Raw genomic sequence first — 26,813 nt, forward strand, 5'->3', positions numbered from 1 at the left:
CTTAGCCCTCTAGCGGCGCAAATAAATCGATGCGGTAGCCATCCGCATCGGCCACAGTCGCATAGCGCTGCCCCCAAAAGGCATCCCAAGGCGCGGTCAAAACCACAAACCCTGCCGCTTTGATCTGCGCCACGCAGGCATCGACTTCAGCGGGGCTGTCGCAGAGCATGGCGAACACCGAATGGTTCGGCGCACGCGGCGCCTCGCCGTTGAGTTTTTCCATCAAAGCCGCGCTGTCGATCATAAGACGCGGTTCGCCTGCACGGCGGACAGGCTCGATATGGTCATCACTCATAAATCCGCCGTCGAAGTCAAACCCAAGCAAGGCGTAGAATGTTTTGGCGCGCGTCATGTCTGAGGCACTGACCGCAACGGCATCTAAGATCGGTTTTGGCATAAAAAACTCCATTCTTTGCCTAAGAGTGCCCACAAACGCTCAAAGGCTGCAACCCTGCCTTGCCGTGATTCGCGAGCTGCTTTATGGAAGAGGGAACAGACGGGCAAAAGGCAGCGACATTATGCGCATTCTCATCACCAACGACGACGGCATCAACGCACCGGGACTCGTGACTTTGGAAAGCATCGCAGCAGACCTTGCAGGCCCTGACGGCGAAGTTTGGGTCGTGGCGCCAGCGTTCGAGCAATCCGGCGTTGGCCACTGCATTTCCTACGCCCATCCCACAATGATTTCCGAACTTGCACCGCGCCGTTGGGCCGCAGAAGGCTCCCCCGCCGATTGTGTCTTGGCAGCCTTGCACGACGTGATGCCTGAGCGCCCTGACTTGGTGTTGTCGGGCGTCAATCGCGGCAACAACGCGGGCGAAAATGTCATGTATTCCGGCACCATCGGCGGCGCGATGGAAGCGGCATTGCAAGGTGTTAAAGCCATCGCCATGAGCCAGTTTTTTGGCACAGGCAACAACGATTTAGACGATCCGTTTGAAAGTGCGGCCAAACACGGCGCCGCTGTTGTACGCCGCCTTTTGGACAAGGCACCTTGGGATGGGATGGATTACAATCTGTTTTACAACGTCAACTTCCCGCCTGTCTCCGCCGATGAAACGCGCGACATCGCTGTGGCACGTCAAGGGCGCCGTCAAGGATCAGGCTTTGCGGTTGAGGCACAGTTGTCCCCGTCTGGCCGGCGGTTTTTATGGGTCACTGGCTCTGCGCAAAACGTGGAAACGGGTGCGGGAACAGATGTCTCTGCCAATTTGGCGGGAAAGATTTCTGTCACGCCAATGCGTGCCGATTTGACAGCCCATGATGCGCTTTTTGATGTCGAGGCCGCGCTGCAATGACGCCAACTGACGAACGCAAAATGCAATTTCTCTACACGCTGCGCTCAAAAGGCGTCACCGACAGCCGTACTTTATCTGCGATGGAGAAAGTTGATCGTGGTCGTTTCGTCCGCGGGCTGTTTGCTGAACGCGCCTATGAAGACATGCCTTTGCCGATTGCTTGCGGCCAGACGATATCGCAGCCCTCAGTTGTGGGGCTGATGACGCAGGCTTTAAACGTGCAACCGCGTGATAAAGTATTAGAGGTGGGCACTGGGTCAGGCTATCAAGCTGCCGTGCTCAGCCAATTGGCGCGGCGCGTCTATACGGTGGACCGTTTTTCGCGCTTGGTGCGCGAGGCGCAAGAGGTGTTCGACGGGCTTGGCATCGTCAACATCACCGCGTTTTCTGCTGATGGCAGCCATGGTTTGCCCGAACAAGCCCCTTTTGATCGCATTATCGTGACCGCCGCTGCCGAAGACCCGCCAGGGCCCCTCTTGGCTCAGCTGCGTGTTGGCGGTATCATGGTGGTGCCTGTGGGCCAGTCTGATACAGTGCAAAGCCTAATCAAGGTCACACGCCTTGAAAAAGGATTTGATTACGAAGAACTGCGCGCCGTGCGTTTTGTGCCCCTGCTTGAGGGAATAGGTCAAGAGTAACCGCCCTCTGTTGGGCCAATTTTTCGGGGCAACACCCCCGCGGGCAACGACCCGAAGATTTGAGGATCGAGCAATGACATATATCCAGTTGGCACCCGTCCGCCCCCGTAAACCACGCCGTTTGGCCCTGCATCGCTTGGCCCCACGTCGTTTGGCCATGTATGGCTGCGCTGCCTTGGCCTTGAGCGCCTGTGACAAACCGCTAGATTTCGATCTGCGTGGCTTAACGGACGCGTTTTCAACCGCGCCAGCAGCTCTTGAGGCCAATACCGCCGCAAAGCCGAAAGCGGATGAAAATGGCGTCATTTCCTATCCCAATTACCAAGTGGCGGTTGCGCGCAAAGGCGACACCATCGACACGCTCGCCAATCGCATCGGGATGTCCCCTGCCGAACTGGCGCAATACAACGGCATTCCAGACGGTGTAGAGTTGCGCAGCGGCGAAGTGATCGCCTTGCCGCGCCGCATCGGAACATCGACAGCAGTGGCCACGGGCACGATTGCTTCAGGTGAACGCATTGACGTCAGCTCGCTGGCCAATGAGGTTTTGACCGAAACACCTCTGGAAGCCCCAGCGGCGACGACTTCGATGTCTAAACCAAGCACCACAGATATCACGACAGAACCCGTGCGCCACCAAGTACAACGCGGCGAAACAGCCTATTCCATCGCGCGCCAATACGGTGTGTCTGTGCGCGCGCTGTCGGACTGGAACGGCCTTGGATCTGACCTTGCCGTGCAAGAAGGTCGCTATGTTTTAATCCCTGTGAAAACGGCACAAAACACCGCCGCCCCCGTGGCAGACACAGCCACACCAGGCAGCGGCACAGCGACGCCAACACCGACACCTCCTTCGGCCGCAACCCCATTGCCCGATCCTAAAGAGGCGACAGCAGAACCCGTTAAACCAAGCACGCCAGCACCCAATCTCGGCACGACACAGACATCAAGCTCTGAGATGACCAAGCCCGTCACAGGCCCGATCATTCGCGACTATGACAAAGCAAAATCCAAATTCGTGCTGTTCTCAGCCCCTGCAGGCACAACCGTGAAAGCGGCCAAAGCGGGCACTGTGAAACTTGTGTCCACCAATGCGGACGGTGTGCAGATCATGGTGATCGATCACGGCGATGGGTTGCAAACGGCCTATAGCTTTATCAATTCACTATCGGTCAAAAAGGGCGATACGGTGTCGAAAGGCCAAAGCATCGCCAAAGTGACCGCCAATGAATTCAACGCCTTGCAGTTCATGGTGTTCAAAGGCACGCAAACGGTCGATCCATCGCCTTACTTGAACTAAGACGCAGCACAGCCCAACAAAAAGCCGCTCCAGATTGGGGCGGCTTTTTTGATTGTATAGGTGATGTTTAAAAGGCTCGGCTGGAAAGGCTGGACCGGTCCCTACCCCAGCGCCACGCCTTTTCGCCCCGCCAAATCGACAAAAAACTGCCACGCCACACGGCCAGAGCGCGACCCGCGCGTGGCTTGCCATTCAATGGCTTCGGCGCGCAGGGTCTCGTCATCTATCTCGACCCCATAGGTGGTGCAGTAGCCACGGATCATCGCCAAGTAATCATCTTGGCTGCACGGGTGGAATCCAAGCCAAAGACCAAAACGATCTGACAAAGAGACTTTTTCCTCGACGGCTTCTGATGGGTTGATACCGGACGAGCGCTCGTTCTCGATCATATCGCGTGGCATCAGGTGACGGCGGTTGGACGTCGCGTAGAACAACACATTTTCAGGCCGCCCCTCGATCCCGCCATCCAGAACCGCTTTGAGCGATTTGTAATGTTCATCATCATGGCCAAAAGACAGATCATCGCAAAACAGTACAAAACGATGCTTCGATGCCCGTAAGTGATCCAACAAACGCCCCACCGTGGGCAGGTCTTCGCGCTGTAACTCAACCACCTTCAACGCAAATCCTTCAGCACAAACAGCGCCATGAACCGCCTTGACCAGTGATGATTTTCCCATGCCCCGCGCACCCCACAAAAGCGCGTTATTCGCAGGCAGACCACGGGCAAATTGCAGCGTGTTGGCCAGCAAGGTATCGCGCGACCGATTGATGCCGATCAACAGCGACAGATCAACCCGCGACACCTGTGCGACAGGCACCAAACGGTCCGGCCCTGTGTGCCACACAAACGCGTCTGCAGCGTCGAAATCAGGTGCTGCCTCAGGCGCCGGCGCCATGCGGTCCAATGCATTTGCAATGCGTTTCAATGTCTTACTGGCCATGTCCTACCCTTACTTATCGTCGTTATCGAAGTCGCCATACAGCTCTTCGTCTTCGTCCAAAATACCAGCCGCACGCAATTCTGCTGTACGCTTTTTCTCGACTTGTGCCACGAGGAAGATCGAAATTTCGTAGAGGCCATAGACAACAACGAATAAAATCAACTGCGTTGTCACATCAGGCGGCGTCACCAAAGCAGCGACCAATAAAATGCCAACAACAGCGTATTTGCGAGTCGAGCGCAGCCCGTGCGCCGTGGCCAAACCCGCTTTGCCCATCAAGGTCAAGAGCACTGGCAATTGGAAACACAGTCCGAAAGCCACGATCATTTTCAAGGTAATATCAAGCGTCTCATTCACCTTGCCGTTGAACACAATATCGATGCCTGTGCTGGCAGTGACAGCGCTTGCATCCCCACCTGAGGCCACGAGTGCGGCCATGAACGATGGCAAGTCAGCGAAGCCCAAAAAGAACGCCATCGCCAGCGGCACGACGATGTAATGGGCAAAGGCCGCACCCAGTAAAAACAACACAGGCGAGGCAATCAAAAACGGTAAAAACGCATTCTTTTCATTACGGTATAGGCCCGGCGCAATAAAGCGCCACAACTGATGTCCGATCACGGGGAACGACAACATCAGCCCGCCGACCATAGAAATACGGATCAACGTAAAGAAATATTCTTGTGGCGCCGTGTATTGCATGACGGGGTTTGGGTTGCCCAAAGACCGCATGGTTTTCTCAATCGGCATGAGCAAGAAATCCAAAATCATCCCGCCAAAGGAAAAGCAAATCACCATCGCCACGAAAAAGGCCAATACGGCCCGAATAAGCCGCGTGCGCAATTCTGCCAAATGTTCGATCAACGGGGCAGAGCTGTCTTCGACCTCGTCATGGGCTGTGTCTGTTTGGCTCATGCGTCGCCTTCTTTCTTGGTCTTAGGAGCTGCCTTGGCTTTAGGGGCCGCTTTTTTGGCAGCTGCAGGCTTTTTGGCTGCCGTTTTTGTTGTTTTGGTTTTGGCAGCAGGTTGCGTCGCAGTCGTTTTCGCAGCGGTTTTTGGGGCCGCAGCTTTGGCTGTGGCTTTTTTCGCGGGCGTTTTCTTGACTGGCGCTTTCACCACATCAGCAGTTTGTGCATCCGTCGCTTCAACAGCTTTACGCGCTGTGGCAGATGCCGCCGTGGCGTCATTGATTTTCTTGGCCGCAGATGCGCGCTCGTCTGTCATCTCAGGCTTGGGGGGCGCTTTGGCGTCGTCCGATTTCATCGGATCCCAATTTTCAAAATCGCTCGCGGCCTCTTTCAGCTTGTCCAACCCAAATTTCTTGGGGTTGGCTGCCGCGTTCAGGCTGCTTTTGATCTCGTTGACCCCCGCCTCATCGGCGGCATTTTCCATCGCACGCGAAAATTCGCGCCCCATAGCTTTGATCTTGGCGGTGAAGCGACCAAGGGTGCGAAACATCCCCGGCAGATCTTTGGGACCCACCACAATAAGAGCCACGATCCCGATGATCAGGAGTTCGGACATACCGATGTCAAACATGTGGAATCGCCTTTCAATGCGTCACAAAACAGCAGGGGCGATCTGGCAAACCAGTCCCGCCCCGAAATCCAACAGCCAGCAAATTAGACTTTGTCTTTTTCAACTGTCTCAGTGACGTCTTTTGCTGCCTCTGCAGTTTCGTCTTCGATCTCTTTGGTGCCGTCATTGACGCCCTTTTTGAACGCCGTGATGCCTTTGCCCACTTCGCCCATAAGACCCGACACTTTGCCGCGACCGAAAAGAACCAAAACCACGACAGCGATCAGCAGAAGGCCCGGAATACCGATATTGTTAAGCATAGTCTTTCTCCTGTTCGCGGACACCCTGCGTCCGCTTAAAAATTCATCTGATATAGACTTAACGTGGAATTTGCCGAGGAAAAGCACCAAATTTACAAAATTCGATGGATGCACAACATTGGCGCGTTCCATTCATCTAGATTTTCACTACTGACATGTTTATGTCAGTTAAAAAGGTGTAGAGCTGAGGTCTTGCAGTCGAATCGGAGAGCACTATGAAAACATTCAAATTATTGAAACTGTTAGCTTTCGTTTCGCCATCCGCCCTGCTCCCCTTACATGCGCCCAAGCGATATAAACTGTGACAAAGGGCAAGCAATCAGGAACACAACGCAGCGACCGCTTGTTTGAAATCATTCAAATTATGCGCGATGGCGCATTACACACCGCGCGCAATTTGGCCGAACATTTGGACGTGTCTGAGCGCACAATTTGGCGCGATATGGCCACCTTGCGGGCCTCTGGTGTACCTGTAGAGGGCGAACGTGGCGCTGGTTATACAATCACAGCGCCGATCACTTTGCCGCCTATGAACCTGACCATGGGCGAATTGGAAGCGCTGCATTTGGCGGTGGCGATCTTGGGCGAGGCCACCGATCCTGATCTGTCGAAATCGGCGCAAAGTTTAGCGGCCAAAATCGATGCGGTTCTGCCAGAAAACGCCGGCCCACCCAGCACGGGTTGGGGGTTTGCGGTCTACCCTTTTGCGGATGCCGCCGCTGGATTTAAGCATATGCCGCTATTGCGCGACGCCGTGCGCGAGAAAAAACTCATCCGTATGAATTACTTAGATCTGGATGATACGGCTTCAACGCGTCTTATCCGTCCATTACAATTGGAATACTGGGGGCGGGTCTGGACCATGACGGCTTGGTGTGCGTTGCGACGTGATTTTCAGGTGTTTCGGGTGGATCGCATCGAGGCGCTGATCGACACAGGCGCGACATTTACAGATGAAGCGGGGCAAAGCTTGCAAGATTACTTGGCTCAGGTTGATGAAAACAAAGCGAAAAAACGCCCCTGCCCCCCCAGCGCTTAAGTCACGGGGAATACAAAGCACCGCTCGCGGCGCAGCATCAACCACAATGGCGTGCCAACTTTGGGCAAGAACACCGAGGGCACCGTCGCGCGCAAAATGGACCCATCAAAATCCATGCGAAATTCGACCAGACTTTCACGCCCCATAAAACGCGCGCGCTCCACGATGCCACGCGCAGGCGTGCCATCTTGCGGCGTTGGATTTGGGCCGCGCCCTGCCCGATCAAAGTCGATGCGTAAGTGCTGTGGGCGGATAACGATGTCTACAGGCGTGCCATCGGTATGACCAGGGCACAGAAACTCACCAAAAGCGGTGGACACCAACGCGCCCTCAACCTTACCACCTATCACATTGATATCGCTAAAAAATGCTGCGGACTTCTTGTCCTTTGGCGCATTGTAAATATTGTAAGGCGCGCCTTGTTGCACGATTTTTCCGTCCCGCATCAACGCAATCTCATCGGCCATGCGCATGGCCTCGTCAGGTTCATGGGTGACCAAAAGCACTGCAGCGCCTTCGGCCTTCAGCACCTCCAAAGTGCTGTCGCGAATTTCATCTTTCAGACGCTCATCAAGGCCAGAAAACGGCTCATCCATCAACATCACCGAGGGACGCGGCGCAAGAGCGCGCGCCAAAGCCACGCGTTGTTGTTCGCCGCCAGACAGCTCATGCGGGAATTTGTTGAGGGCAGACAACAGCCCAACTTTATTCAATAGCTCTTCAACGCGGGTGCGTTTTTCGTCCTTTGATCCCTTCAGGCCAAACGCGACATTGGCCGCAACTGACAAATGTGGGAAAAGCGCAAAGTCTTGGAACATCAACCCGATAGAGCGTCCTTCGGGCGGCACGCGGTGCAAGGTATCGCAGACCAAATCGCCATCGACGTAAATTTCACCAGAATCTTGCATATCAACGCCTGCAATCATCCGCAGGGTCGTGGATTTGCCGCAACCTGACGGTCCAAGCAGGCAGGTCACCTGTCCCGGCATGACCGTCAGCGACACATCACTCACGACATCTCTGCCTTGAAATGTGCGACGCAAATTGCGGATTTCCAAGCGCGGATGCGCAGGCGTCGTCTGAGCTGGGGTGTGGGCGTTCACAAGATGTATCCGACAAAAACTCTAAGGCCAGTTCGTCCTAACAGCCTAAACCGGCCTTAGCAACTGCTTGGCATTTGACAGCAGGGCAGCTCGTTAAACGTGCAGCAAGCGTCAATTGCCCGTTGCCAAATGATCAAGGCCCAGTGCCCCACTTTTGCCCCAGCCAGATTACATGGTCGAGACTGTAGCGCCACCATCCAACAACACGTTTTGACCAATCATAAAGCCCGCATGTTGAGAACACATGAACGCGCATGTCGCGCCAAATTCGGCTGCAGATCCATAACGTCCCGCCGGAATACCCGCACATTTTTCCGCACGTATCTCGTCAAAGCTTTTGCCCGTTGTTTCAACGGCCATTTTGTCAAGCGACACCATGCGATCCGTATCGTGCAAACCCGGCAAGAGGTTGTTGATGGTCACACCGCTGCCAGCCACCTGACGTGAGGTGCCAGCCACATAACCAGTCAACCCAGTGCGCGCGGCATTGGACAGGCCCAATACAGGAATCGGCGCTTTCACGGAAACGGAGGTGATATTGACCACTCGTCCCCAGCCACGCTCCATCATCGACGGCACTAAGGCTTTGATCAAAGCAATCGGCGTCAGCATATTGGCATCAAGCGCACCGATAAAGTCTTCGCGGTCCCAATCGGTCCACATTCCGGGGGGCGGGCCACCTGCATTGGTCACAAGAATGTCCACTTGGCCCGCGATTTCCAAAACTTCAGCGCGCCCCTCCTCTGACGTGATATCCGCTGCGACTGTTTCGACGTTAATCTTATAAAGCGAGCGAATTTCTGCGGCTGTCGCCTCTAATGCCTCGCTGCCACGGGCATTGAGCACCAAATCCACACCGGCTTCGGCCAAAGCGAATGCGCAGCCCCGCCCCAAGCCTTTGGATGAGGCACATACCAGCGCGCGTTTTCCACTAATTCCAAGGTCCATCACGTATCCTCCTGAAGAATCGATCGTTTTTCTGTTTATAGCTAATTTTAGCTAAGCCTTGCGGCAAGGTGACGCCAATCCCGCCCCCGTGCAAGCCCATCCCGTGTCTGAGGCTCAAGCTATCTAGGTCTTATCGCGCAAGATTCAAACATTACAAAGTCAGGGGCAGATTGACATTTTCCGCCCAGAGGCGACAGATACCGCGCGCAAAAAAAGGCTAAAAACTGTGCCAGTGTGTTAGCAAATGTGGCGAAAATCATGCTTTAAAATCGTATAGCATCACTAATTTTGCCAAATTCCTGCCATTGTTCGTGATTAATCCTAATGGGAACGGTAGCCGGTAAAGGTCTTTCAATGTTTCGTAGCGTAACAGTATACAATCACGCCATTTTCTGGCATAATATAGGTTCTGTGAACTCATATTTTGTGAATAGCTGCGATTCCTTTTGGGAAAAAGACCAACCTATCCGCAAGATCAATGCCAAGACACGGAAACTGCAACCAAATGATTGAATCCATGCACAGCACACCTTCTCAGATCAGCCTCAGCACAGGTGCCATACCGACGCAGGTTCTGCCTGCCTATCGTGCGGAGTCTTTTCGTGTGGTCAATGGGGCCAACTTTGGCGATGCCATTTCCCATGCCGACGAGATCGAGTTGGCCGATATCTATCGGCTTGAAAATGATGCGGCCCGCGTGCATCTGTCTGTTGCTGTGCATGACAATGCGATCACCATCGCCGAAGGGTCTGAAATGGGCACCGAGGGGGCCAATGTTCACCTTGATTGCGTTGTGACCTTGATGGCGCCTGATGGGTCTACGGTTGAGGTTATGATCCTTATCGAGCTGGATGACACCGGCATGATCGAGGATACATATTTACTGCCGCTTGCAGCCTTGTTTGAGAAACAAGACTACGCCGCTATCACGCTGGACCGCGAAAGCCCACGCACGCGCTTGGCTGAAGTGGCCTGTGTATCCTTCACCCGTGGCACATTAATTACGCTGGCAAATGGCATGCAAAAGCCCATTGAGCAGCTCAACATCGGGGACCGTGTGTTGACCAGAGATCACGGCCCACGCGAGATCCGCTGGATTGGTCATCAAACGATGCGCGCCACGGGATCTTTTGCGCCGATCATCATCAAAAAAGGCACACTGAACAACGAAAACGACCTGACTGTCAGCCCCAACCACCGTCTTTTCATCTATCAGCGCAAAGACCGCGTGCGGGCGGGGCGCGCCGAGATTCTGGTCAAGGCGAAACTCTTGGTCAATGGCGTAAATGTTGTGCAATCTGACGGCGGGTTTGTCGAATATTACCAACTTTTGTTCGACAATCATGAGATCATTTATGCAGAAGGCATCGCCGCCGAAAGTATGTTTGTCGACACCCAAATCAAGCCCTACCTACCCGCAGATATCCAAGCGCGCCTGTCAAATCTCACCGAATTTCAACACGTTCCACGGGCCTATGAAATTATTGATGGCGCACTTGCGCCTGAAGATGCAGCACATTTGTTACGGATCGCGCCAGCCAGCTAGCTGGAGTTAGCTCCAATACGTTAGTCCCATCATGGACGACCGCAAAAACGCGCCCGTTATTGGGGGCGTTTTTCTCATTTTTAGCTTCAGATTTGTGCAGTTGCGTCTTGGCAGTTGCTCGCCCCACGCCGCACAGTTATAGACAGCCCCATGTCAAACGCATCACATACCGCCCTTGATCTGCCCGATGAAATCGCACGTCGGCGCACTTTTGCGATCATTTCGCACCCTGACGCTGGGAAAACCACGCTGACAGAGAAATTCCTTCTCTATGGTGGGGCGATTCAGATGGCTGGTCAGGTGCGCGCAAAAGGCGAAGCGCGGCGCACACGATCCGACTTTATGCAGATGGAAAAAGACCGCGGGATTTCCGTGTCAGCTTCAGCCATGTCGTTTGATTTTGGCCATTACCGCTTTAATCTTGTGGACACGCCCGGTCACTCGGATTTCTCGGAAGACACTTACCGCACGCTCACCGCCGTGGACGCGGCAATCATGGTGATCGACGGGGCAAAAGGTGTTGAAAGCCAAACGCAGAAACTGTTCGAAGTCTGTCGAATGCGCGACCTGCCGATTTTGACATTCTGTAACAAAATGGACCGTGAAAGCCGCGATACATTTGAAATTATTGATGAAATTCAAGAAAACTTGGCGATTGATGTGACACCTGCATCATGGCCCATTGGGGTTGGACGCGACTTTGTAGGCTGTTACGATATCTTGAATGACCGCCTAGAATTGATGGACCGCGCAGACCGCAACAAAGTGTCTGAAAGCGTCAAAATCAACGGGCTAGATGATCCTAAACTTGCCGAACATGTGCCTGCTGACTTGCTGGAACAGCTCAAAGAAGAGTTGGAAATGGCGCGCGAACTCTTGCCTGCCTTTGATCGTGAGGCCTTTCTTGAGGGCTCCATGACGCCGATCTGGTTCGGCTCTGCGATCAACTCCTTTGGCGTCAAAGAATTGATGGATGGCATGGGCGATTACGGCCCCCTGCCCCAAGTTCAAACCGCACAGCCCCGCTCCATTGCGCCTGACGAGAAAAAAGTCATGGGCTTTGTATTCAAAGTGCAAGCCAACATGGACCCCAAACACCGTGACCGCGTGGCCTTTGTGCGCTTGGCCTCGGGGCACTTTAAACGTGGCATGAAATTGACCCATGTGCGTTCGAAAAAGCCGATGGCGATCTCGAACCCTGTGCTGTTTTTGGCCTCTGATCGCGAATTGGCAGAAGAGGCTTGGGCGGGCGACATCATCGGTATCCCGAACCACGGCCAATTGCGCATTGGCGACACATTGACCGAGGGCGAAGACATCCGCGTCACCGGCATTCCGTCCTTCGCACCAGAGCTTTTGCAATCCGTGCGCGCAGGCGACCCGATGAAATCCAAACACTTAGAGAAAGCGCTGATGCAATTCGCCGAAGAAGGCGCAGCAAAAGTGTTCAAACCGGCCATTGGATCGGGCTTTATCGTCGGCGTTGTCGGCGCCTTGCAGTTTGAGGTTCTGGCCTCACGCATCGAGCTGGAATACGGATTGCCTGTCAGCTTTAGCCCATCGCAGTTTACCTCTGCGCGCTGGGTCACAGGGCCGAAAGCCAAGGTCGATGCCTTTGTCAGCGTCAACCAACAGCACATCTCGCATGACCACAACGGTGACATCGTTTACATGACGCGTCTGCAGTGGGACATCGACAGGATTGAACGCGACTACCCCGATTTGACCTTGGCCTCGACACGCGAGCTGATGGTTTAACCCTGACAGTCACGCGCCCTCTTTTGCCAAGAGTAGCAAAGACCCGCTCACTTTGACGCGGGTCTTTTTTCTGTCTGGACGCCCACTGAAAATTTCGTCAAATTAGCTGCAAATCATTGAATACAGTCTTGAAAGGCTCCTAAATGCGTACCATCCCTGTTTCGGTTTTCTCTGCTGTTTTTGGTGCGACCACAGTGGCTACACTGCCTGCCTTTGGGCAGACTGATGTTTGGGCATTGCTGGGCGAAGTCAGCATCGACGAGATTGTCACCGACAACAGCTATGAGGTGAAAAAGTCTTTCCCCAAGCAGCTGGAAAACGGGATCGAAGATCTGACAATCACTGGATACGCGATGCCCTTGACACCAGGAAGCTTGATCCACGAATTGATTTTGGTCTCTGACATGGGCACTTGCCCACTTTGCGGCAGCCCTGATCACGGCACATCTTTGCAGGTGACATTGGCCGAACCTCTGGACAATTTTGAAGACGGCGCGCGCATCACTTTGCGCGGAAATTTGTCGGCTGTGACCGACACGACCACATGGCAGAGTGCCGTGCTGGAAAATGCGGTACGCATCGACCTGTAAGCTGTACGAGTGAACGGTGTTGCCGACATCAGCGACACCGTTTTGATGCTTGCACTATTTAAGCGTATTTGGCACCAATAGAACAGTTTCAGTGATATTGGTGCGCAACTCAACACAATTCAGGCATGATTTTGGAATGCTACGGCCCCAAGGTTAGGGTTTGATTGACCTTTACCCCATATCGGAGTAAAGAAGGCGACGATTTAGGGACCTCGATGCGCGAGGTGGCCATCAGGCCGGCAACCCCATTTGACGCCGCGGGCTTTGATATGTCCGTGAGAACACGGATATACATGATAAAATTCACTGATCTAAACCTTGATAAAAAGGTTCTCAAAGCGATTGAAGATGCTGGCTATACTGAGCCAACACCAATTCAAGCAGGAGCGATTCCTCCTGCCCTTGAGGGCAAAGATGTCTTGGGCATTGCGCAAACGGGGACTGGCAAAACTGCGTCTTTCACCTTGCCGATGATCACACGCCTTGCACGCGGACGCGCACGGGCTCGTATGCCCCGTTCGTTGGTGTTGTGCCCGACACGCGAATTGGCCGCGCAAGTTGCTGAAAACTTTGACACTTACACCAAATATCACAAGCTGACCAAAGCCTTATTGATCGGTGGCGTGTCGTTCAAAGAACAAGACCGCCTGATCGACAAAGGCGTCGATGTTTTGATTGCCACACCGGGTCGTCTGCTTGACCATTTTGAACGTGGCAAATTGATTTTGACTGATGTGAAAATTATGGTTGTGGACGAAGCCGACCGCATGCTCGATATGGGGTTCATCCCTGACATTGAACGCATCTTTGGCCTCACACCTTTCACGCGTCAGACGTTGTTTTTCTCTGCCACGATGGCGCCTGAGATTGAGCGAATCACAAACACATTCCTGTCTGCGCCCGCACGTATCGAAATCGCGCGTCAGGCATCTGCATCTGAGAAAATCGAACAGCATGTTGTCATGGTCAAAGGTACACGCCGTGATCGTGCAGCCACCGAAAAGCGTAAGCTTTTGCGGGCTTTGATCGAAAATGAGGGCGAAAGCCTTGATAACGCGATCATCTTTTGCAACCGCAAAACAGATGTGGATATCGTGTCCAAGTCTATGCAGAAATACGGTTTTGACACTGCGCCAATTCACGGCGATTTGGATCAATCCCAGCGCAACACAACGCTTGAGCGGTTCCGCAATGGCGAGATCAAAATTCTTGTGGCCTCTGATGTGGCCGCGCGGGGTCTTGATGTGCCATCCGTGACCCACGTGTTCAACTTTGATGTGCCCGGCCACCCTGAGGACTATGTGCACCGTATCGGTCGCACCGGTCGTGCAGGTCGCGACGGCAAAGCCATTATGCTGTGTGAGCCACGTGACGAGAAAAACTTTGACGCTGTCGAAGCGCTTTTGGGCAACAAAATACCGCTCCTCGACAATCCGTTTGGCAATCCAGTTGATGAATCGTCTGCGCCAGAAAAAACAGATACAGCAAAGGCTGACGCTCCTGCTGCTGAGGCATCTCAGCAAGACGCTGGTGCCGCCACAGGTGATGCACCAGCCGACAAACCAAAGCGCACACGCACACGGTCACGCCGCAAACCTGCTGCCAACAATGCGGCAGATGTCGCAGCCGTTGAAACACCTGTTGCTGTGGAAGCTGCGACTGACGTGCCCCCTGCCCCCGCTAAGGCGGCAGCAGAGCCAGCCGTAGACGCAGAACCTGAGCAAAAATCATCATCACATCGCAGTCGTGGTGGTCGCTCAAATGATCGTAATGCGAATGATCGCGCCTCTAATGATCGCAATAGCGCACAAGAGCGGTCAAACAACGATCACAACAACACTGGCGGACGTGGTCGCGGGCGCTATGGTCGTGAAGAGAAAAATACAATTGTCGGTCTTGGCGATCACATGCCGACATTTATTGCCTTGAGCTTTGAAGATCGCCTCACCAGCTAAGCTGCTGTTAAGAATATAGAACTGAAAAACCTCGCACCTTTATTGGTGCGGGGTTTTCTTTTGGTATATTGGCCAAAAGCACAATCACCGCACGCATCACGGCAAACAAAAGGGCCGACAGATCACTCTGCCAGCCCCTTTAAAACATGCTACGGCGTGCTAAGCGTTATCAGCTTGAAAGACGCGAAATCACCACTTGGACTTCGGGCTTTTTACCGACTTCTTGTTGAGTAGACCGACGAATGATGCGACGCATTTCTTCTTCGAGTTTATCATCATCGCTCAGCGTTTTCTTATTGGCACGCATGAGGAACTGGTTGAGGTCTTCTTCCAACACATCCACAAGTGGCGCTTTGGAGCGACCCGTTTCTGGCAAGCCTTTGACTTCACACCAGCATTCGCCCAAAGGCGCGTCATCTTCGATGATCACTGTCGACACAACCATGCCGTTGAGCGCCATACGAATACGGTCGCGCACAACACCATCCATTGCGCCGATCTGCACGGAGCCGTCCAAATAGGTGCGGCCCGTTTCCACGAATTCAACGACCTTCACCTGACCGCCTGCAAGGTTCACACCGGTGCCATTTGGCGCGATGATTGAACGGTAACCGTTTTCTTCGGCCAATTTCGCATGGGCGCGCAGGTGGCGGTGCTCACCATGCATCGGAATAACCAAATTCGGTTTCACAACCTTATGCACATGGGCAATGTCTGGGCGATTGGCATGACCAGAAACGTGGTAAAGACCATCCGCATCCGTCACCACATCCACACCCATTTCAGAGAATGAGTTCACGATACGGCTGACGGAATTCTCATTGCCCGGAATGGTTTTGGACGAGAAGATGACCGTGTCGCCCTCGTTCAATTTCATCCCAAGGTATTTTCCACGTGACAACTGCGCAGTCGCAGCACGCCGTTCGCCTTGCGATCCTGTGGTCAGCAACAGCAGGTTTTCGCGAGGCACTTCAAAGGCTTTGTCAGGCGACAAGGTTGGTGGGAAATCGGTGATAATGCCTGTCTCGATACCGGCAGTGATCATACGGCGCATCGCGCGGCCCATCAGTACAACTGAACGACCCGCTTTGGTGCCCGCATCCGCCAGTGTTTTCACACGGGCCACGTTTGACGCAAAAGTGGTCGCGGCGACCAGACCCGGCAGGTCTTTCATCAACTGTGTCAGGGGCTCGACAACTTCGGCCTCGGACCGGCCAGCGTTAGGGCTAAACACATTGGTGGAATCACACACAAGTGCGATCACGCCGTCTTTGGACACATCCGCCCATAGGTCGTCGTCAAAGGCTTCGCCCACAAGCGGAGTGCGATCCACTTTGAAATCGCCTGTGTGAACGATACGGCCTTCGGGGGTGTCGATAACCAAAGCAGAGCTTTCAGGGATCGAGTGCGACACAGGCAAGAAACCAACATTGAACGGACCGGTTTGGGTCTGCTCAGGCCATGCGCCAACGGTTTTGATTTGCAGCTCATCGTGACCGTGCTCTTCAAATTTGAGACGCGCCAAATGGGCTGTGAATTTGCGCGCATAAATAGGCGCGCCGAGGCGTGGCCAAAGGTGGCCAACAGCGCCAACATGGTCTTCGTGTGCGTGGGTGATGTAAATGGCATCGATGCGCTCTTTGCGCTCTTCAAGCCAAGCGATATCTGCGAAAATCAGATCGACGCCAGGGGTGCCATCCATATCTGGGAATGTCACGCCAAGATCGACAACGATCAAACGTTCTTTGCCAACAGGGCCGTAACCGTAGACATAACAGTTCATGCCGATTTCGCCAGCGCCGCCGAGCGGCAGGTATAAAAGACGATTGGTGCTCATAATGTGCCTTGGTCCTTGTTATAATTGTAGATGACCACGAGGCCATGAATGGTTAGGAATTCATCGAATTCGTCAAAGAGCTTGTGGCCCTGATTGAAGAGCGGCGCAAGCCCGCCAGTGGCAATCACCCGCATAGGGCGACCATATTCGTCTTTGATGCGACTACAAGTCTCGCGCACAAGTCCCACATAGCCCCAAAAGACACCAGATTGCATACAAGCGACAGTGTTGGTGCCGATCACTTTATCAGGCATGGTCACATCAACATGGGGCAAAGCAGCAGCTTTGAGGTGCAGGCTTTCCAACGAAGTATTAACGCCCGGTGAAATAACCCCACCAACGTAAGCCCCATCATGGGCAACCACATCAAAGGTGGTGGCTGTGCCAAAATCAACCACGATCAGATCCCCACCAAATTTGTCAAAGGCCGCCGCAGAGTTCACCAAGCGGTCCGGGCCAACAGTTGTGCCCGCATCAACACGCGAGGCAATGGGCAAAAGACACTCAGGCTTGCCGACCACCAAAGGCCTGCAATCGAAATAACGATTGGCAAAGACACGCAGGTTGAACATCACACGCGGCACCGTGGACGAAATGATCACCTCGGTGATATTGGCCTCGATCTTTTGGAAATTCATCAAGGTCGACAGCCAAACGTAATACTGGTCAGCCGTGCGTTGGGTTTCAGTCGAGGTGCGCCACGTGGCGATAAACCCAGAACCGTCCCAAATAGAAAACACCGTGTTCGTGTTGCCGGTATCGATACAAAGAAGCATTAGAAAAAAACCTCAGCTGCGGGAATGGACAGCACACCGGATGATTGGCGCAGCACAAGATTGCCCTGCGCATCTACATCTTCAAACGTGCCGTGATGTTCATCAAGGGTTGTGCGCGCACGGATCGGTTGCCCGAGCTTGGCTGCACGTGCCAACCACGCGGTGCGGATCGGCTCAAACCCATAAGTGGTGAACTGGTGTTCCCAGTTGGCATAGGCGGGCGCCAGAATGTCCAAGAAGTCTTCGGGTGTGATAAGCACGCTGGCCTCATGGGCCAAAGACACAGGCGGGAAAGGACTGGGTTCAACATAGGACGCATCAGGCGTGGCAGCCAAATTGGCACCAATGCCGATGGACAGATGATGGGCGCCACGTTCCAAAAGGATGCCTGCGAATTTTCCACCATTGAGCAAGACATCGTTGGGCCATTTGAGCGCTAGCATCTCTGGCCGTCCCGTCGCAGTGGCGACAGCATCATACAACGCCAGTGAGGCCACAAAGGACCGCAAGGCGATCTTGTCGGCAGGCTCGTCAGGGAACATCAAAAGCGTAGCGGCAAAATTGCCAGCGGGCATGGTCCAAGGTCTGCCACGACGACCATGACCCGAAGTTTGATCCAGCGTCAAAATCCATTGCACAAATGATGAGGAGGCCGCAACACGCGCGGCCTCCTTCATAGTGCTGTCCGTTTGCGGCAAGACGATGCGCCCTACCCCAGTCGGCCAAATGTTCAAATTAGCGGACAAGGGCCTCAGCCGCTGTCATTGCCATTGTGTCCACACCGAATAGGTTAACGATACCCACCAACATGACCAACCCGACGACCAAAACAACCACGTTGGCGATGCCACCTTTGGTGTTGTCGAGCGGTTCAACTTCGGAACCGAAGAACATGTAATAGACGACACGCAGATAGTAAAAGGCACCGATGACCGAGGCGATGACGCCCGCCGTGGCCAACCATGTCATGTTGGCTTCGACTGCGGCTTGCAACACGGCCAACTTACCAAAGAAGCCGACCATTGGTGGTACGCCAGCCATCGAGAACATCAAGAACAACACCGCCAAGGCTTTGGTCGGGTTGACCTGCCAGTAACGGTTGAGGGCCTTGATTTCGGTGACCGGTTTGCCATCGCGTTCCATCGTCATGATGAACGCGAATGTGCCGATGTTCATCACAACGTAGATCGCCATGTAGATCAGTGCGGCTTGCACACCGCCAACAGAGCCAGACGCGACGCCGATCAAAGCAAAGCCCATGTGTGAAATAGACGAGTAAGCCATCAAACGTTTGATGTTTGTTTGGCCGATACCCGCAATCGCGCCAAGGAACATAGACGCCACTGCGATCAAAGCAACGATCTGCGACCAATCGCTTGAAATGCCACCGAAAGCGTCATGCAAAACCCGCGCAAACAAAGCCATCGCGGCCAGTTTCGGCGCTGTGGCAAAGAAGGCTGTGACAGGCGTTGGCGCGCCCTCGTAAACGTCTGGCGTCCACATGTGGAACGGCACGGCAGAGACTTTGAACGCCATACCTGTGATCATGAACACAAGACCAAAGAGCACACCCAAAGGCGCGCCGTCATGAACGACGGACAAGATGCCTGCAAAGTTTGTTGTGCCAGCAAAGCCATAGGTCAAAGAGGCACCGTACAAAAGCAAACCTGAAGACAGCGAGCCAAGCACAAAGTATTTCAAGCCAGCTTCAGATGAGCGCACAGAGTCGCGGCGGAACGATGCAATAACGTAAAGCGCCAAGGACATCAATTCCAAGCCCATGTAGAGTGCCATCAAATCACCGGCAGAGACCATCACCATCATACCGATGGTCGAAAGGGAGACGATAATTGGATACTCAAATTTGAGCATGTCGTGTTTTTTCATGTAGTCTTGCGACATCACCAAAACAGCAGCGCCCGCCAGCAAGATACCCACTTTGGCAAAACGCGCAAAGGCGTCGTCAATGAACATACCGTTAAAGGCTGCATGGGCTCCCGCAGACCGTGAGGCTAAGATCACAGCGGCCACAACAAAGGCGCCTGCCGTGGTCCAAGTGATCAGGCCTGCGACCTTATCTTTGCCCGTGTAGACCGCAAACAAAAGTGCTGCGAGGCTATAAACGGCCAGAAGAAACTCTGGAAGGACGATCGAAAAATCGGCAGAGGTCATAATCAGATCCCCTCCTTAGTGGGTTGCTGCAGCGGTGACGACATCCATCGGCACAGCGGCGTTATAGTTGTTAAGAAGCACCTCAACTGAGGGCCCAATGATATCTGTGACCAAAGACGGGTAAACACCCAAGAGCAAGGTCATGGCAACCAGAGGTGCAATGATCCATTTCTCGCGTGGGGTCAGGTCTTTGATCGTCTTAAGGCTTTCTTTGATCAACTCGCCCATGACAACGCGACGATAGAGCCACAAAGCGTAAGCGGCAGACAAGATCACGCCTGTTGTGGCGACCATAGCGACCCAAGTGTTGGCTTGGAACATGCCCATAAGTGTCAAGAATTCGCCAACAAAGCCAGAGGTCCCCGGCAAACCAACGTTGGCCATAGTGAAGAACATGAACACAAGCGCATAGGCTGGCATCCGGTTCACAAGACCACCGTAGGCGTCGATTTCACGCGTGTGCATGCGGTCATAGATCACACCAACACTCAAGAACAGTGCTCCAGCAATGAACCCGTGTGAGATCATTTGGAAGATCGCGCCATCAACACCTTGTTGGTTGAGCGAGAAAATACCAGCGGTCACATAGCCCATATGCGCGACAGATGAATAGGCGATGAGCTTTTTCATATCGCTTTGAACCAAAGCCACCAAGGATGTGTAGACAATCGCAATGGCTGACATCCAAAGAATAATATCGGCCATCATGTGCGAGGCAACAGGGAACATCGGGATCGAGAAACGCAAGAACCCGTAGCCGCCCATTTTCAACAAGATCGAAGCCAGTACGACCGAACCTGCAGTTGGCGCTTGAACGTGTGCGTCTGGCAACCATGTGTGCACAGGCCACATTGGCATTTTCACAGCGAAGGATGCGAAGAAGGCCAAGAACGCCAGCATCTGCATGCCGCCGACGACGTTTACGCCCAAGATGCTGAAGCTCTCGGTTGAAAACTCATGCGCCATCAAAGCGACAATATCTGTTGTGCCTGCGTCCATATACATGGCGATCATCGCGACCAGCATGAGAACAGAACCGATGAAGGTGTAGAGGAAGAACTTGAACGATGCATAGATGCGGTTCGCCCCGCCCCAAATGCCGATGATTAGGAACATCGGGATCAAGCCTGCTTCAAAGAAGACATAGAACAGCATCAGATCAAGCGCACAGAACACGCCGAGCATCAGTGTTTCCAACAGCAAGAATGCGATCATATATTCTTTAACACGCACCTTCATGTCCCATGTCGACCAGATCACCAGTGGCATGAGGAAGGTTGTTAGCATCACAAACAGAACCGAAATCCCGTCAACGCCCATCTTGTATTGCAGGCCCATGATCCATTCGGCCTGTTCGACCATTTGGAACCCTGTATTCGATGGATCAAATTCAGCGATCACAAAGAGCGAGATCAAAAAGGTGATCACCGTCGCGAACAGCGCAAGCCGTTTAGCGTTAAGTTGGGCGATTTCATCGTCCCCGCGCAAAAACAACGCCAGAACCAAAGCCGCAACCGTCGGCAGAAAGATAATAAAGGACAGGACGTAATCCATTAGTGAGCCCCTCCGCCGATCGACATCCAGGTGATCAGAACTACGATCCCCAGAACCATCGCGAACGCATAAGTAAAGATAAAGCCAGACTGCATACGACCCGCAAGCCGTGTGAAGAAGGGCACGATGCCAAGGGCAAGGCCATTGATCGCGCCGTCGATGGTTTTCACATCGCCGCGCTGCCACAAGAAGCGGCCCAAGCCCAAAGCAGGTTTGATAAAGATCGCGTTGTACAGCTCGTCAAAGTACCATTTGTTCAACAAGAACTGATACAAAGGCTGCTGGTCTTCTGACAGACGGCGCGGCAGATCAGGTTTCTTGATGTAGAACACCCAAGCCGTGACAAAGCCGATCAGCATCGCAACAAACGGTGACAATTTCACCCAAGCCGGCACATGGTGTGCATCGTCCAAGATGGTGTTGTCCGCCGCGATAAAGATCGCTCCGACTGGTGCTTCATGCACCATCATATCTGCCCCGTGATCGGCGGCCATGCCGTGATCGTCCGCAGCCATTTCAGTTGCATGCGTATCAGCAGGTGTCGCGTGATCCTCTGCCGCAGCATGATCATCGTCATGTGCTGCCTCAGCGCCGTGATCTCCTTCAGCGGCTGCATGATGCTCAGGAATACCAAAGAACGCGTTGTGCTTATGGTGATCACCAAAGAAAGACCCGTACCAAACCATGCCAGAGAACACAGCTCCAAGTGCCAAGACACCAAGAGGGATCAACATCACCTTCGGGCTTTCATGCGCGTGGTCATGTGTATGCTTGTCGCCGCGCGCCTTGCCATAGAAGGTCAAGAAAATCAAACGCCATGAATAGAAAGACGTGAACAAAGCCGCAATCACCAGCATCCAAAAGGCATAGCCAATACCAGACGCATAGGCACTCTCAATAATAGCGTCTTTCGAGAAGAAGCCAGCAAAGCCAAGGTGCGTGAACGGAATACCCACACCCGTGATTGCCAATGTGCCGATCATCATAGCCCAGTATGTGGCTGGAATTTTTTTGCGCAAACCACCGTAGTTGCGCATGTCTTGCTCATGGTGCATCGCGTGGATCACAGACCCCGCGCCCAAGAACAACATCGCTTTAAAGAACGCGTGTGTCAAAAGGTGGAACATCGCGGGACCGTATGCGCCCACACCCACAGCCACAAACATGTAGCCAAGCTGCGAACAAGTTGAATAGGCGATCACGCGTTTGATGTCAGTTTGCACCAAGCCGACTGTGGCGGCAAAGAACGCTGTCGAAGCGCCGATGTAGACGATGAAGGTTTGGGCTTGAGGTGCGTATTCAAACAACGGCGACATGCGCGACACCAAGAAGACACCCGCAGTCACCATGGTTGCCGCGTGGATCAAGGCAGACACAGGTGTCGGGCCTTCCATCGCGTCGGGCAACCAAGTGTGCAAGAACAATTGCGCTGATTTACCCATCGCACCGACGAACAACAAGAAGGCCAGCAAATTCGCTGCGTTCCAGTCTGTCCATAAGAAGTGCAGCTGCGTGTTCGCCAATTCAGGCGCTTTCGCAAAGACAACATCCAGATCGATTGAGCCGGTCAAATAGAACAGACCAAAGATACCAAGCGCGAAACCAAAGTCGCCAACGCGGTTGACGATAAAGGCTTTCATCGCCGCAGCTCCCGCAGATGGTTTCTTAAAGTAGAAGCCGATCAACAGGTATGAGGCAACGCCCACGCCTTCCCAACCAAAGAACATCTGAACCAAGTTGTCAGAGGTCACCAGCATGAGCATGGAAAACGTAAAGAACGATAGGTAGGCAAAGAAACGTGCACGATATGGTTCCGCGTCCGAGAAGTTCTCGTCATGCGCCATATAGCCGAATGAATACAGATGGACCAAAGCCGATACAGTGTTGATCACGATGAACATAATCGCAGTCAGACGATCAAGGCGGATGCCCCAAGATGTCGACAACTCGCCACTTTCGATCCAACGGAACAGCTCGATATGCTGCACCTGACCGTCAAACGTAAGGAACACAATCCAAGATAAAAAGGCCGCCAACATCAACAGACCTGTCGTCAGGTACTGCGCGTTGCGTTCGCCAATAATGCGCCAGCCGAAACCGGCCAAAAGTGCGCCCAACAAGGGGGCAAAGAGAATAATCTGAGCCATGTGAGCTTACCCTTTCATCACGTTGATGTCTTCAACATCAATCGTGCCACGGTTGCGGAAGAAGCCGACCAAAATAGCCAGACCAATCGCTGCCTCGGCGGCGGCGACTGTGAGAACCAGCATGGTGAAAATCTGTCCCACCAAATCGCCCGCAAAGGACGAAAAGGCCACGAGATTGATGTTGACCGACAACAGGATCAATTCCACCGACATCAAAATGATGATCACGTTCTTCCGGTTCAAAAAGAGACCGAAAATCCCGATGACAAACAGCGCTCCTGCGACTGCTAGGTAATGTTCAAGTCCGACCATGTCGTCCCTCAGTTCTTTGTCTCGCGCCTTTTTGGCGGCTTTTCAGTTCAGGGCAGAAAACTGCCCATTGGTGTTATGCGTTCGGGAAAAGGCTTAAAGCCCCTGCCCTGATTTAACGTCTTTAAGTTCCATTGCTTCCGCTGGATCACGGTGCATCTGGGCGATGACGTTTTGGCGTTTGACGTTAGGGTTGTGACGCAATGTCAAAACAATCGCCCCGATCATGGCCGTCAACAGGATCAAGCCAGCCAGTTGAAACAACATCAAGAAATCATCGTACATCAACATGCCCAAAGCGGCTGTGTTGTGAATTTCGCCTGCATCAGGTGTGACAGCCGCACGTAGCGCTTGTGACCCCTCGGCCACATGCCAATCGCCAAAGGCAAACGCCATTTGCATCAAGACGACGACACCAATCAACAACGCGAAAGGCATGAACTTGGCCATGCCGCCGCGCAGTTCGGCAAAATCGACATCCAACATCATCACCACAAAGAGGAAGAGCACCATCACAGCGCCCACATAGACGATGATCAACAGCATCGCGACGAATTCCGCGCCCAAAAGCACGAACAATCCTGACGCTGAAAGAAAGGTCAAAATGAGCCAGAGCACAGAGTGGACGGGGTTGCGTGCCACCACTGTGAACAGACCCGACGCCACCAATAGAATGGCGAAAAGGTAAAATGCGTAATCCGCGACAGTCATGCACTGTCCTCCTACTGTTCGGCGAAGACTTGAGTTGCCAAGCCAAGCGCCTTTGACATTGCGGGCAAACCGCCCAGCATCGACATTTGATAGATCGTTTGCGCGATCTGCTGTTGTGTGGCCCCAGCGTCAAGCGCGTGGCGGACCGTGACCTTAAAGGGCTCTTCGGCTTGAGCCCCCAAAACTGTTTGACCAGCAAGGATCACCAAAAACCGTGTTTTGGCATCCAAACCATCTTTGTTGAATCCAGTGCCCCAAAAGATTTCCATCTGTTCAGCCGTCATATTCGGCATCAATTTTGAAAAATCAGGCATCTGAAATGTTTCAAGCGCAGGGTTAAGCGACTTGGCCATTTTGGTGCCCTGCTCCATCATCTGCTCAAGGTATTTCGTGAAATCATTCATGATGCTTCCACTTCTGTGTCAAAGACTTCCATCGCGGCGTTCAAGGCGTTGAACATCGCAGGCATGCCTCCGTAGAGTGACATTTGATAGATAGCTTCCGAAATTTCCTGTTGCGTGAGGCCCAGTTTGCGGGCTGCTGCGACGTGGATTTTCAACTGAGGTTTTGTTTGCCCCCCAAGCGCAGTCAGCGCTGATATGGTCAAAAGTTCGCGTGTTTTCTCGTCCAAAACACCTCGTGGATAAATACGGCCATTCAGTTCCACCAAATCACGCGCAAGACCCGGCAAAACCGGGTCATAGCGCTTGGCCAAAGCGTCTTCCATACCGGGGTTTGTGGCCTCGGTGAACGCTTTGCCCTTTGTGTAGGCGTCAGAAACTGGCGACACAGTAGTCATCGGTAAGGGGCATCCAATTCAAGATTGCGAGCGATTTCTGCTTCCCAACGGGCGCCGTTGTCCAAAAGCTTATCCTTATCATAGAACAGCTCTTCACGGGTTTCCGTTGCGAATTCGAAATTAGGGCCTTCGACAATGGCATCCACAGGACATGCTTCTTGGCAGAACCCACAGTAGATGCATTTCGTCATATCAATATCGTAGCGCGTTGTGCGACGTGATCCGTCATCGCGCGGTTCCGCGTCAATTGTGATCGCCTGCGCGGGGCACACAGCCTCACACAATTTACATGCGATGCAACGCTCTTCGCCATTCGGGTAACGGCGCAACGCATGTTCGCCACGGAAACGAGGCGACAAAGGCCCCTTTTCGTGTGGATAATTGATCGTCGCTTTGGGGCTAAAGAAATACCGCAAACCGATTTTGAAACCGGCGATGACATCTGTCATCAAGAAATATTTCACAGCACGGGTGTAGTCGAAGTCTGATTTTGCCTGAGCCATGATTTAGCCTCCAATCGCCCAGCGAGCATAGGCCCCGCCGAAAGCACCGAATTGTGCGAAGAATGCCACCAAAACGACCCAACCGAGTGACAACGGCAAGAAGACTTTCCAACCGATGCGCATCAATTGGTCGTAGCGATAGCGGGGTGTGATCGCTTTGACCATCGAGAAGATAAAGAAGAAGAAACCCATCTTGGCGATCATCCAGAAGATGCCGTCAGGAATACCGGGCACAGGTGACAACCAACCGCCGAAGAACATCAGCGTGAGCAGCGCACACATCAACACGACCGCCATCAATTCGCCCATCATGAACAAAAGGAACGGGGTGGATGAATATTCCACTTGGTAGCCAGCCACCAATTCCGATTCAGCTTCGGGCAAATCGAACGGGGGACGGTTTGTTTCGGCCAAGGCAGAAACAAAGAACAACACCACCATTGGGAAATGCGGGATCCAGTACCATGAGAATAGGCCAAAGCGTCCGTCTTGTGCGGCAACAATATCGCCAAAGTTCATAGACCCAGACGAGATGATCACACCGATGATGATCAACCCGATTGAGACCTCATATGAAATCATCTGCGCCGCAGAGCGAAGTGCCCCAAGGAAAGGGTATTTTGAGTTGGACGCCCAACCACCCATGATCACGCCGTAAACCTCAAGCGATGAAATCGCAAAGATGTACAAGATCGCGACGTTGAGATCAGAGATCACCCAACCGTCATTCCAAGGGATCGCCACCCAAGCGATGGTCGCCATCACAAAGGTAATCATAGGTGCGAGGTAAAAGACAAATTTGTCAGCCCCCGCAGGCACAACCACCTCTTTGACCACATATTTCAACAAGTCTGCAAAAGATTGCAGCAAGCCAAAAACACCAACCACGTTGGGGCCTTTGCGCATCTGGACAGCCGCCCAGATTTTGCGATCGCCATACATTAAGAAGGCAAGAGCAACGAACAAAGGCAAAAGAACCAGCAGACATTGTCCGAGGATCAAGAGCGCAATGCCCAGATTTGTTGTCGTGAAAAATTCGACCATTT

At 53.2% G+C, this 26,813-nt stretch carries 27 protein-coding genes; 8 read left to right on the forward strand and 19 right to left on the reverse strand.

Annotated features, from left to right (window positions below; translation table 11 throughout):
• Position 1: 1 nt before the first annotated feature.
• On the reverse strand, positions 2-397 hold the full coding sequence (locus KO503_RS06465; protein ID WP_252730960.1) for a VOC family protein: 396 nt from the start codon (positions 395-397) through the stop codon (positions 2-4).
• A gap of 121 nt (positions 398-518) precedes the next feature.
• Between KO503_RS06465 and surE the strand changes: the two genes are divergently transcribed.
• The 3 genes from surE to KO503_RS06480 all read left to right on the forward strand — a co-directional run bounded on the left by surE (position 519) and on the right by KO503_RS06480 (position 3,239).
• Positions 519-1,301 (forward strand): 5'/3'-nucleotidase SurE, encoded by a 783-nt coding sequence (gene surE, locus KO503_RS06470; protein ID WP_215990728.1) that lies wholly within the window; start codon positions 519-521, stop codon positions 1,299-1,301.
• Positions 1,298-1,939, forward strand: coding sequence for a protein-L-isoaspartate(D-aspartate) O-methyltransferase (locus KO503_RS06475; protein ID WP_215990729.1), 642 nt, complete (start codon positions 1,298-1,300; stop codon positions 1,937-1,939). The genes surE and KO503_RS06475 overlap by 4 nt, the downstream gene beginning before the upstream one ends.
• 73 nt (positions 1,940-2,012) lie before the next feature.
• Entirely contained in the window at positions 2,013-3,239 is a 1,227-nt protein-coding gene (locus KO503_RS06480; RefSeq protein ID WP_252730961.1) for a LysM peptidoglycan-binding domain-containing protein, read from the forward strand.
• A 101-nt stretch (positions 3,240-3,340) separates the two neighbouring features.
• On the opposite strand, the gene KO503_RS06485 is transcribed toward KO503_RS06480, so the two are convergent.
• The 4 genes from KO503_RS06485 to KO503_RS06500 form a co-directional block, all read right to left on the reverse strand.
• Entirely contained in the window at positions 3,341-4,183 is an 843-nt protein-coding gene (locus KO503_RS06485; RefSeq protein ID WP_215990730.1) for an ATP-binding protein, read from the reverse strand.
• A gap of 9 nt (positions 4,184-4,192) precedes the next feature.
• Positions 4,193-5,098 carry a twin-arginine translocase subunit TatC gene (gene tatC / locus KO503_RS06490; RefSeq protein WP_215990731.1) on the reverse strand — a complete coding sequence of 302 codons (906 nt, stop codon included), beginning with the start codon at positions 5,096-5,098 and terminating at the stop codon, positions 4,193-4,195.
• Positions 5,095-5,721 carry a Sec-independent protein translocase protein TatB gene (gene tatB, locus KO503_RS06495; RefSeq protein WP_215990732.1) on the reverse strand — a complete coding sequence of 209 codons (627 nt, stop codon included), beginning with the start codon at positions 5,719-5,721 and terminating at the stop codon, positions 5,095-5,097. Before tatB ends, tatC begins: the two co-directional genes overlap by 4 nt.
• An 83-nt stretch (positions 5,722-5,804) precedes the next feature.
• Positions 5,805-6,020 carry a twin-arginine translocase TatA/TatE family subunit gene (locus tag KO503_RS06500; RefSeq protein WP_215945101.1) on the reverse strand — a complete coding sequence of 72 codons (216 nt, stop codon included), beginning with the start codon at positions 6,018-6,020 and terminating at the stop codon, positions 5,805-5,807.
• A gap of 343 nt (positions 6,021-6,363) precedes the next feature.
• Here KO503_RS06500 and KO503_RS06505 point away from each other — a divergent pair, with 343 nt between their 5' ends.
• Complete coding sequence (locus KO503_RS06505; RefSeq protein WP_252730962.1) at positions 6,364-7,059, forward strand: helix-turn-helix transcriptional regulator; 696 nt, start codon at positions 6,364-6,366, stop codon at positions 7,057-7,059.
• On the opposite strand, the gene KO503_RS06510 is transcribed toward KO503_RS06505, so the two are convergent.
• The gene (locus tag KO503_RS06510; RefSeq protein WP_215990734.1) at positions 7,056-8,162 is read right to left on the reverse strand and encodes an ABC transporter ATP-binding protein; all 1,107 of its coding nucleotides are present in this window, start codon (positions 8,160-8,162) and stop codon (positions 7,056-7,058) included. The genes KO503_RS06505 and KO503_RS06510 overlap by 4 nt on opposite strands.
• Positions 8,163-8,330: 168 nt before the next feature.
• The gene (locus KO503_RS06515; protein ID WP_215990735.1) at positions 8,331-9,110 is read right to left on the reverse strand and encodes an SDR family oxidoreductase; all 780 of its coding nucleotides are present in this window, start codon (positions 9,108-9,110) and stop codon (positions 8,331-8,333) included.
• Between the two features lie 517 nt (positions 9,111-9,627).
• Here KO503_RS06515 and KO503_RS06520 point away from each other — a divergent pair.
• The 4 genes from KO503_RS06520 (at position 9,628) to KO503_RS06535 (ending at position 14,959) form a co-directional block, all read left to right on the forward strand.
• Complete coding sequence (locus tag KO503_RS06520) at positions 9,628-10,656, forward strand: Hint domain-containing protein (RefSeq protein ID WP_252730963.1); 1,029 nt, start codon at positions 9,628-9,630, stop codon at positions 10,654-10,656.
• Between the two features lie 150 nt (positions 10,657-10,806).
• A complete protein-coding gene (locus KO503_RS06525) occupies positions 10,807-12,414 on the forward strand; it encodes a peptide chain release factor 3 (protein ID WP_215990737.1) in 1,608 nt (535 codons plus the stop codon).
• 143 nt (positions 12,415-12,557) lie between these two features.
• On the forward strand, positions 12,558-13,004 hold the full coding sequence (locus tag KO503_RS06530; RefSeq protein WP_215990738.1) for a hypothetical protein: 447 nt from the start codon (positions 12,558-12,560) through the stop codon (positions 13,002-13,004).
• A 293-nt stretch (positions 13,005-13,297) separates the two neighbouring features.
• Positions 13,298-14,959, forward strand: coding sequence for a DEAD/DEAH box helicase (locus tag KO503_RS06535; protein ID WP_215990739.1), 1,662 nt, complete (start codon positions 13,298-13,300; stop codon positions 14,957-14,959).
• A gap of 169 nt (positions 14,960-15,128) precedes the next feature.
• Here KO503_RS06535 and KO503_RS06540 read toward each other — a convergent pair whose 3' ends face one another.
• From KO503_RS06540 to nuoH, 12 genes are all read right to left on the reverse strand, one after another.
• Entirely contained in the window at positions 15,129-16,796 is a 1,668-nt protein-coding gene (locus tag KO503_RS06540) for a ribonuclease J (protein ID WP_215990740.1), read from the reverse strand.
• Positions 16,793-17,572 (reverse strand): type III pantothenate kinase, encoded by a 780-nt coding sequence (locus KO503_RS06545; protein WP_215990741.1) that lies wholly within the window; start codon positions 17,570-17,572, stop codon positions 16,793-16,795. Before KO503_RS06545 ends, KO503_RS06540 begins: the two co-directional genes overlap by 4 nt.
• Positions 17,572-18,306: a biotin--[acetyl-CoA-carboxylase] ligase gene (locus tag KO503_RS06550; RefSeq protein ID WP_215990963.1), complete on the reverse strand. Its 735-nt coding sequence runs from the start codon at positions 18,304-18,306 to the stop codon at positions 17,572-17,574. Before KO503_RS06550 ends, KO503_RS06545 begins: the two co-directional genes overlap by 1 nt.
• Before the next feature lies 1 nt (position 18,307).
• Positions 18,308-19,744 carry an NADH-quinone oxidoreductase subunit NuoN gene (nuoN, locus tag KO503_RS06555; RefSeq protein WP_215990742.1) on the reverse strand — a complete coding sequence of 479 codons (1,437 nt, stop codon included), beginning with the start codon at positions 19,742-19,744 and terminating at the stop codon, positions 18,308-18,310.
• Between the two features lie 15 nt (positions 19,745-19,759).
• Positions 19,760-21,298: an NADH-quinone oxidoreductase subunit M gene (locus KO503_RS06560; RefSeq protein WP_215990743.1), complete on the reverse strand. Its 1,539-nt coding sequence runs from the start codon at positions 21,296-21,298 to the stop codon at positions 19,760-19,762.
• On the reverse strand, positions 21,298-23,445 hold the full coding sequence (gene nuoL, locus KO503_RS06565; protein ID WP_215990744.1) for an NADH-quinone oxidoreductase subunit L: 2,148 nt from the start codon (positions 23,443-23,445) through the stop codon (positions 21,298-21,300). The genes KO503_RS06560 and nuoL overlap by 1 nt, the downstream gene beginning before the upstream one ends.
• A 6-nt stretch (positions 23,446-23,451) precedes the next feature.
• Entirely contained in the window at positions 23,452-23,757 is a 306-nt protein-coding gene (gene nuoK / locus KO503_RS06570; RefSeq protein ID WP_215945089.1) for an NADH-quinone oxidoreductase subunit NuoK, read from the reverse strand.
• Positions 23,758-23,850: 93 nt separating this feature from the next.
• Positions 23,851-24,465: an NADH-quinone oxidoreductase subunit J gene (locus KO503_RS06575; RefSeq protein WP_215990745.1), complete on the reverse strand. Its 615-nt coding sequence runs from the start codon at positions 24,463-24,465 to the stop codon at positions 23,851-23,853.
• A gap of 11 nt (positions 24,466-24,476) precedes the next feature.
• Positions 24,477-24,869 carry a carboxymuconolactone decarboxylase family protein gene (locus KO503_RS06580; protein ID WP_215990746.1) on the reverse strand — a complete coding sequence of 131 codons (393 nt, stop codon included), beginning with the start codon at positions 24,867-24,869 and terminating at the stop codon, positions 24,477-24,479.
• A complete protein-coding gene (locus tag KO503_RS06585) occupies positions 24,866-25,264 on the reverse strand; it encodes a carboxymuconolactone decarboxylase family protein (RefSeq protein ID WP_215990747.1) in 399 nt (132 codons plus the stop codon). Before KO503_RS06585 ends, KO503_RS06580 begins: the two co-directional genes overlap by 4 nt.
• Positions 25,261-25,767, reverse strand: coding sequence for an NADH-quinone oxidoreductase subunit NuoI (nuoI, locus tag KO503_RS06590; RefSeq protein ID WP_215945085.1), 507 nt, complete (start codon positions 25,765-25,767; stop codon positions 25,261-25,263). Before nuoI ends, KO503_RS06585 begins: the two co-directional genes overlap by 4 nt.
• 3 nt (positions 25,768-25,770) lie before the next feature.
• Entirely contained in the window at positions 25,771-26,811 is a 1,041-nt protein-coding gene (nuoH, locus tag KO503_RS06595) for an NADH-quinone oxidoreductase subunit NuoH (RefSeq protein WP_215990748.1), read from the reverse strand.
• Positions 26,812-26,813: the final 2 nt, after the last annotated feature.

Source organism: Pacificibacter marinus, assembly GCF_018860505.1.
GTDB lineage: Bacteria > Pseudomonadota > Alphaproteobacteria > Rhodobacterales > Rhodobacteraceae > Celeribacter > Celeribacter marinus_B.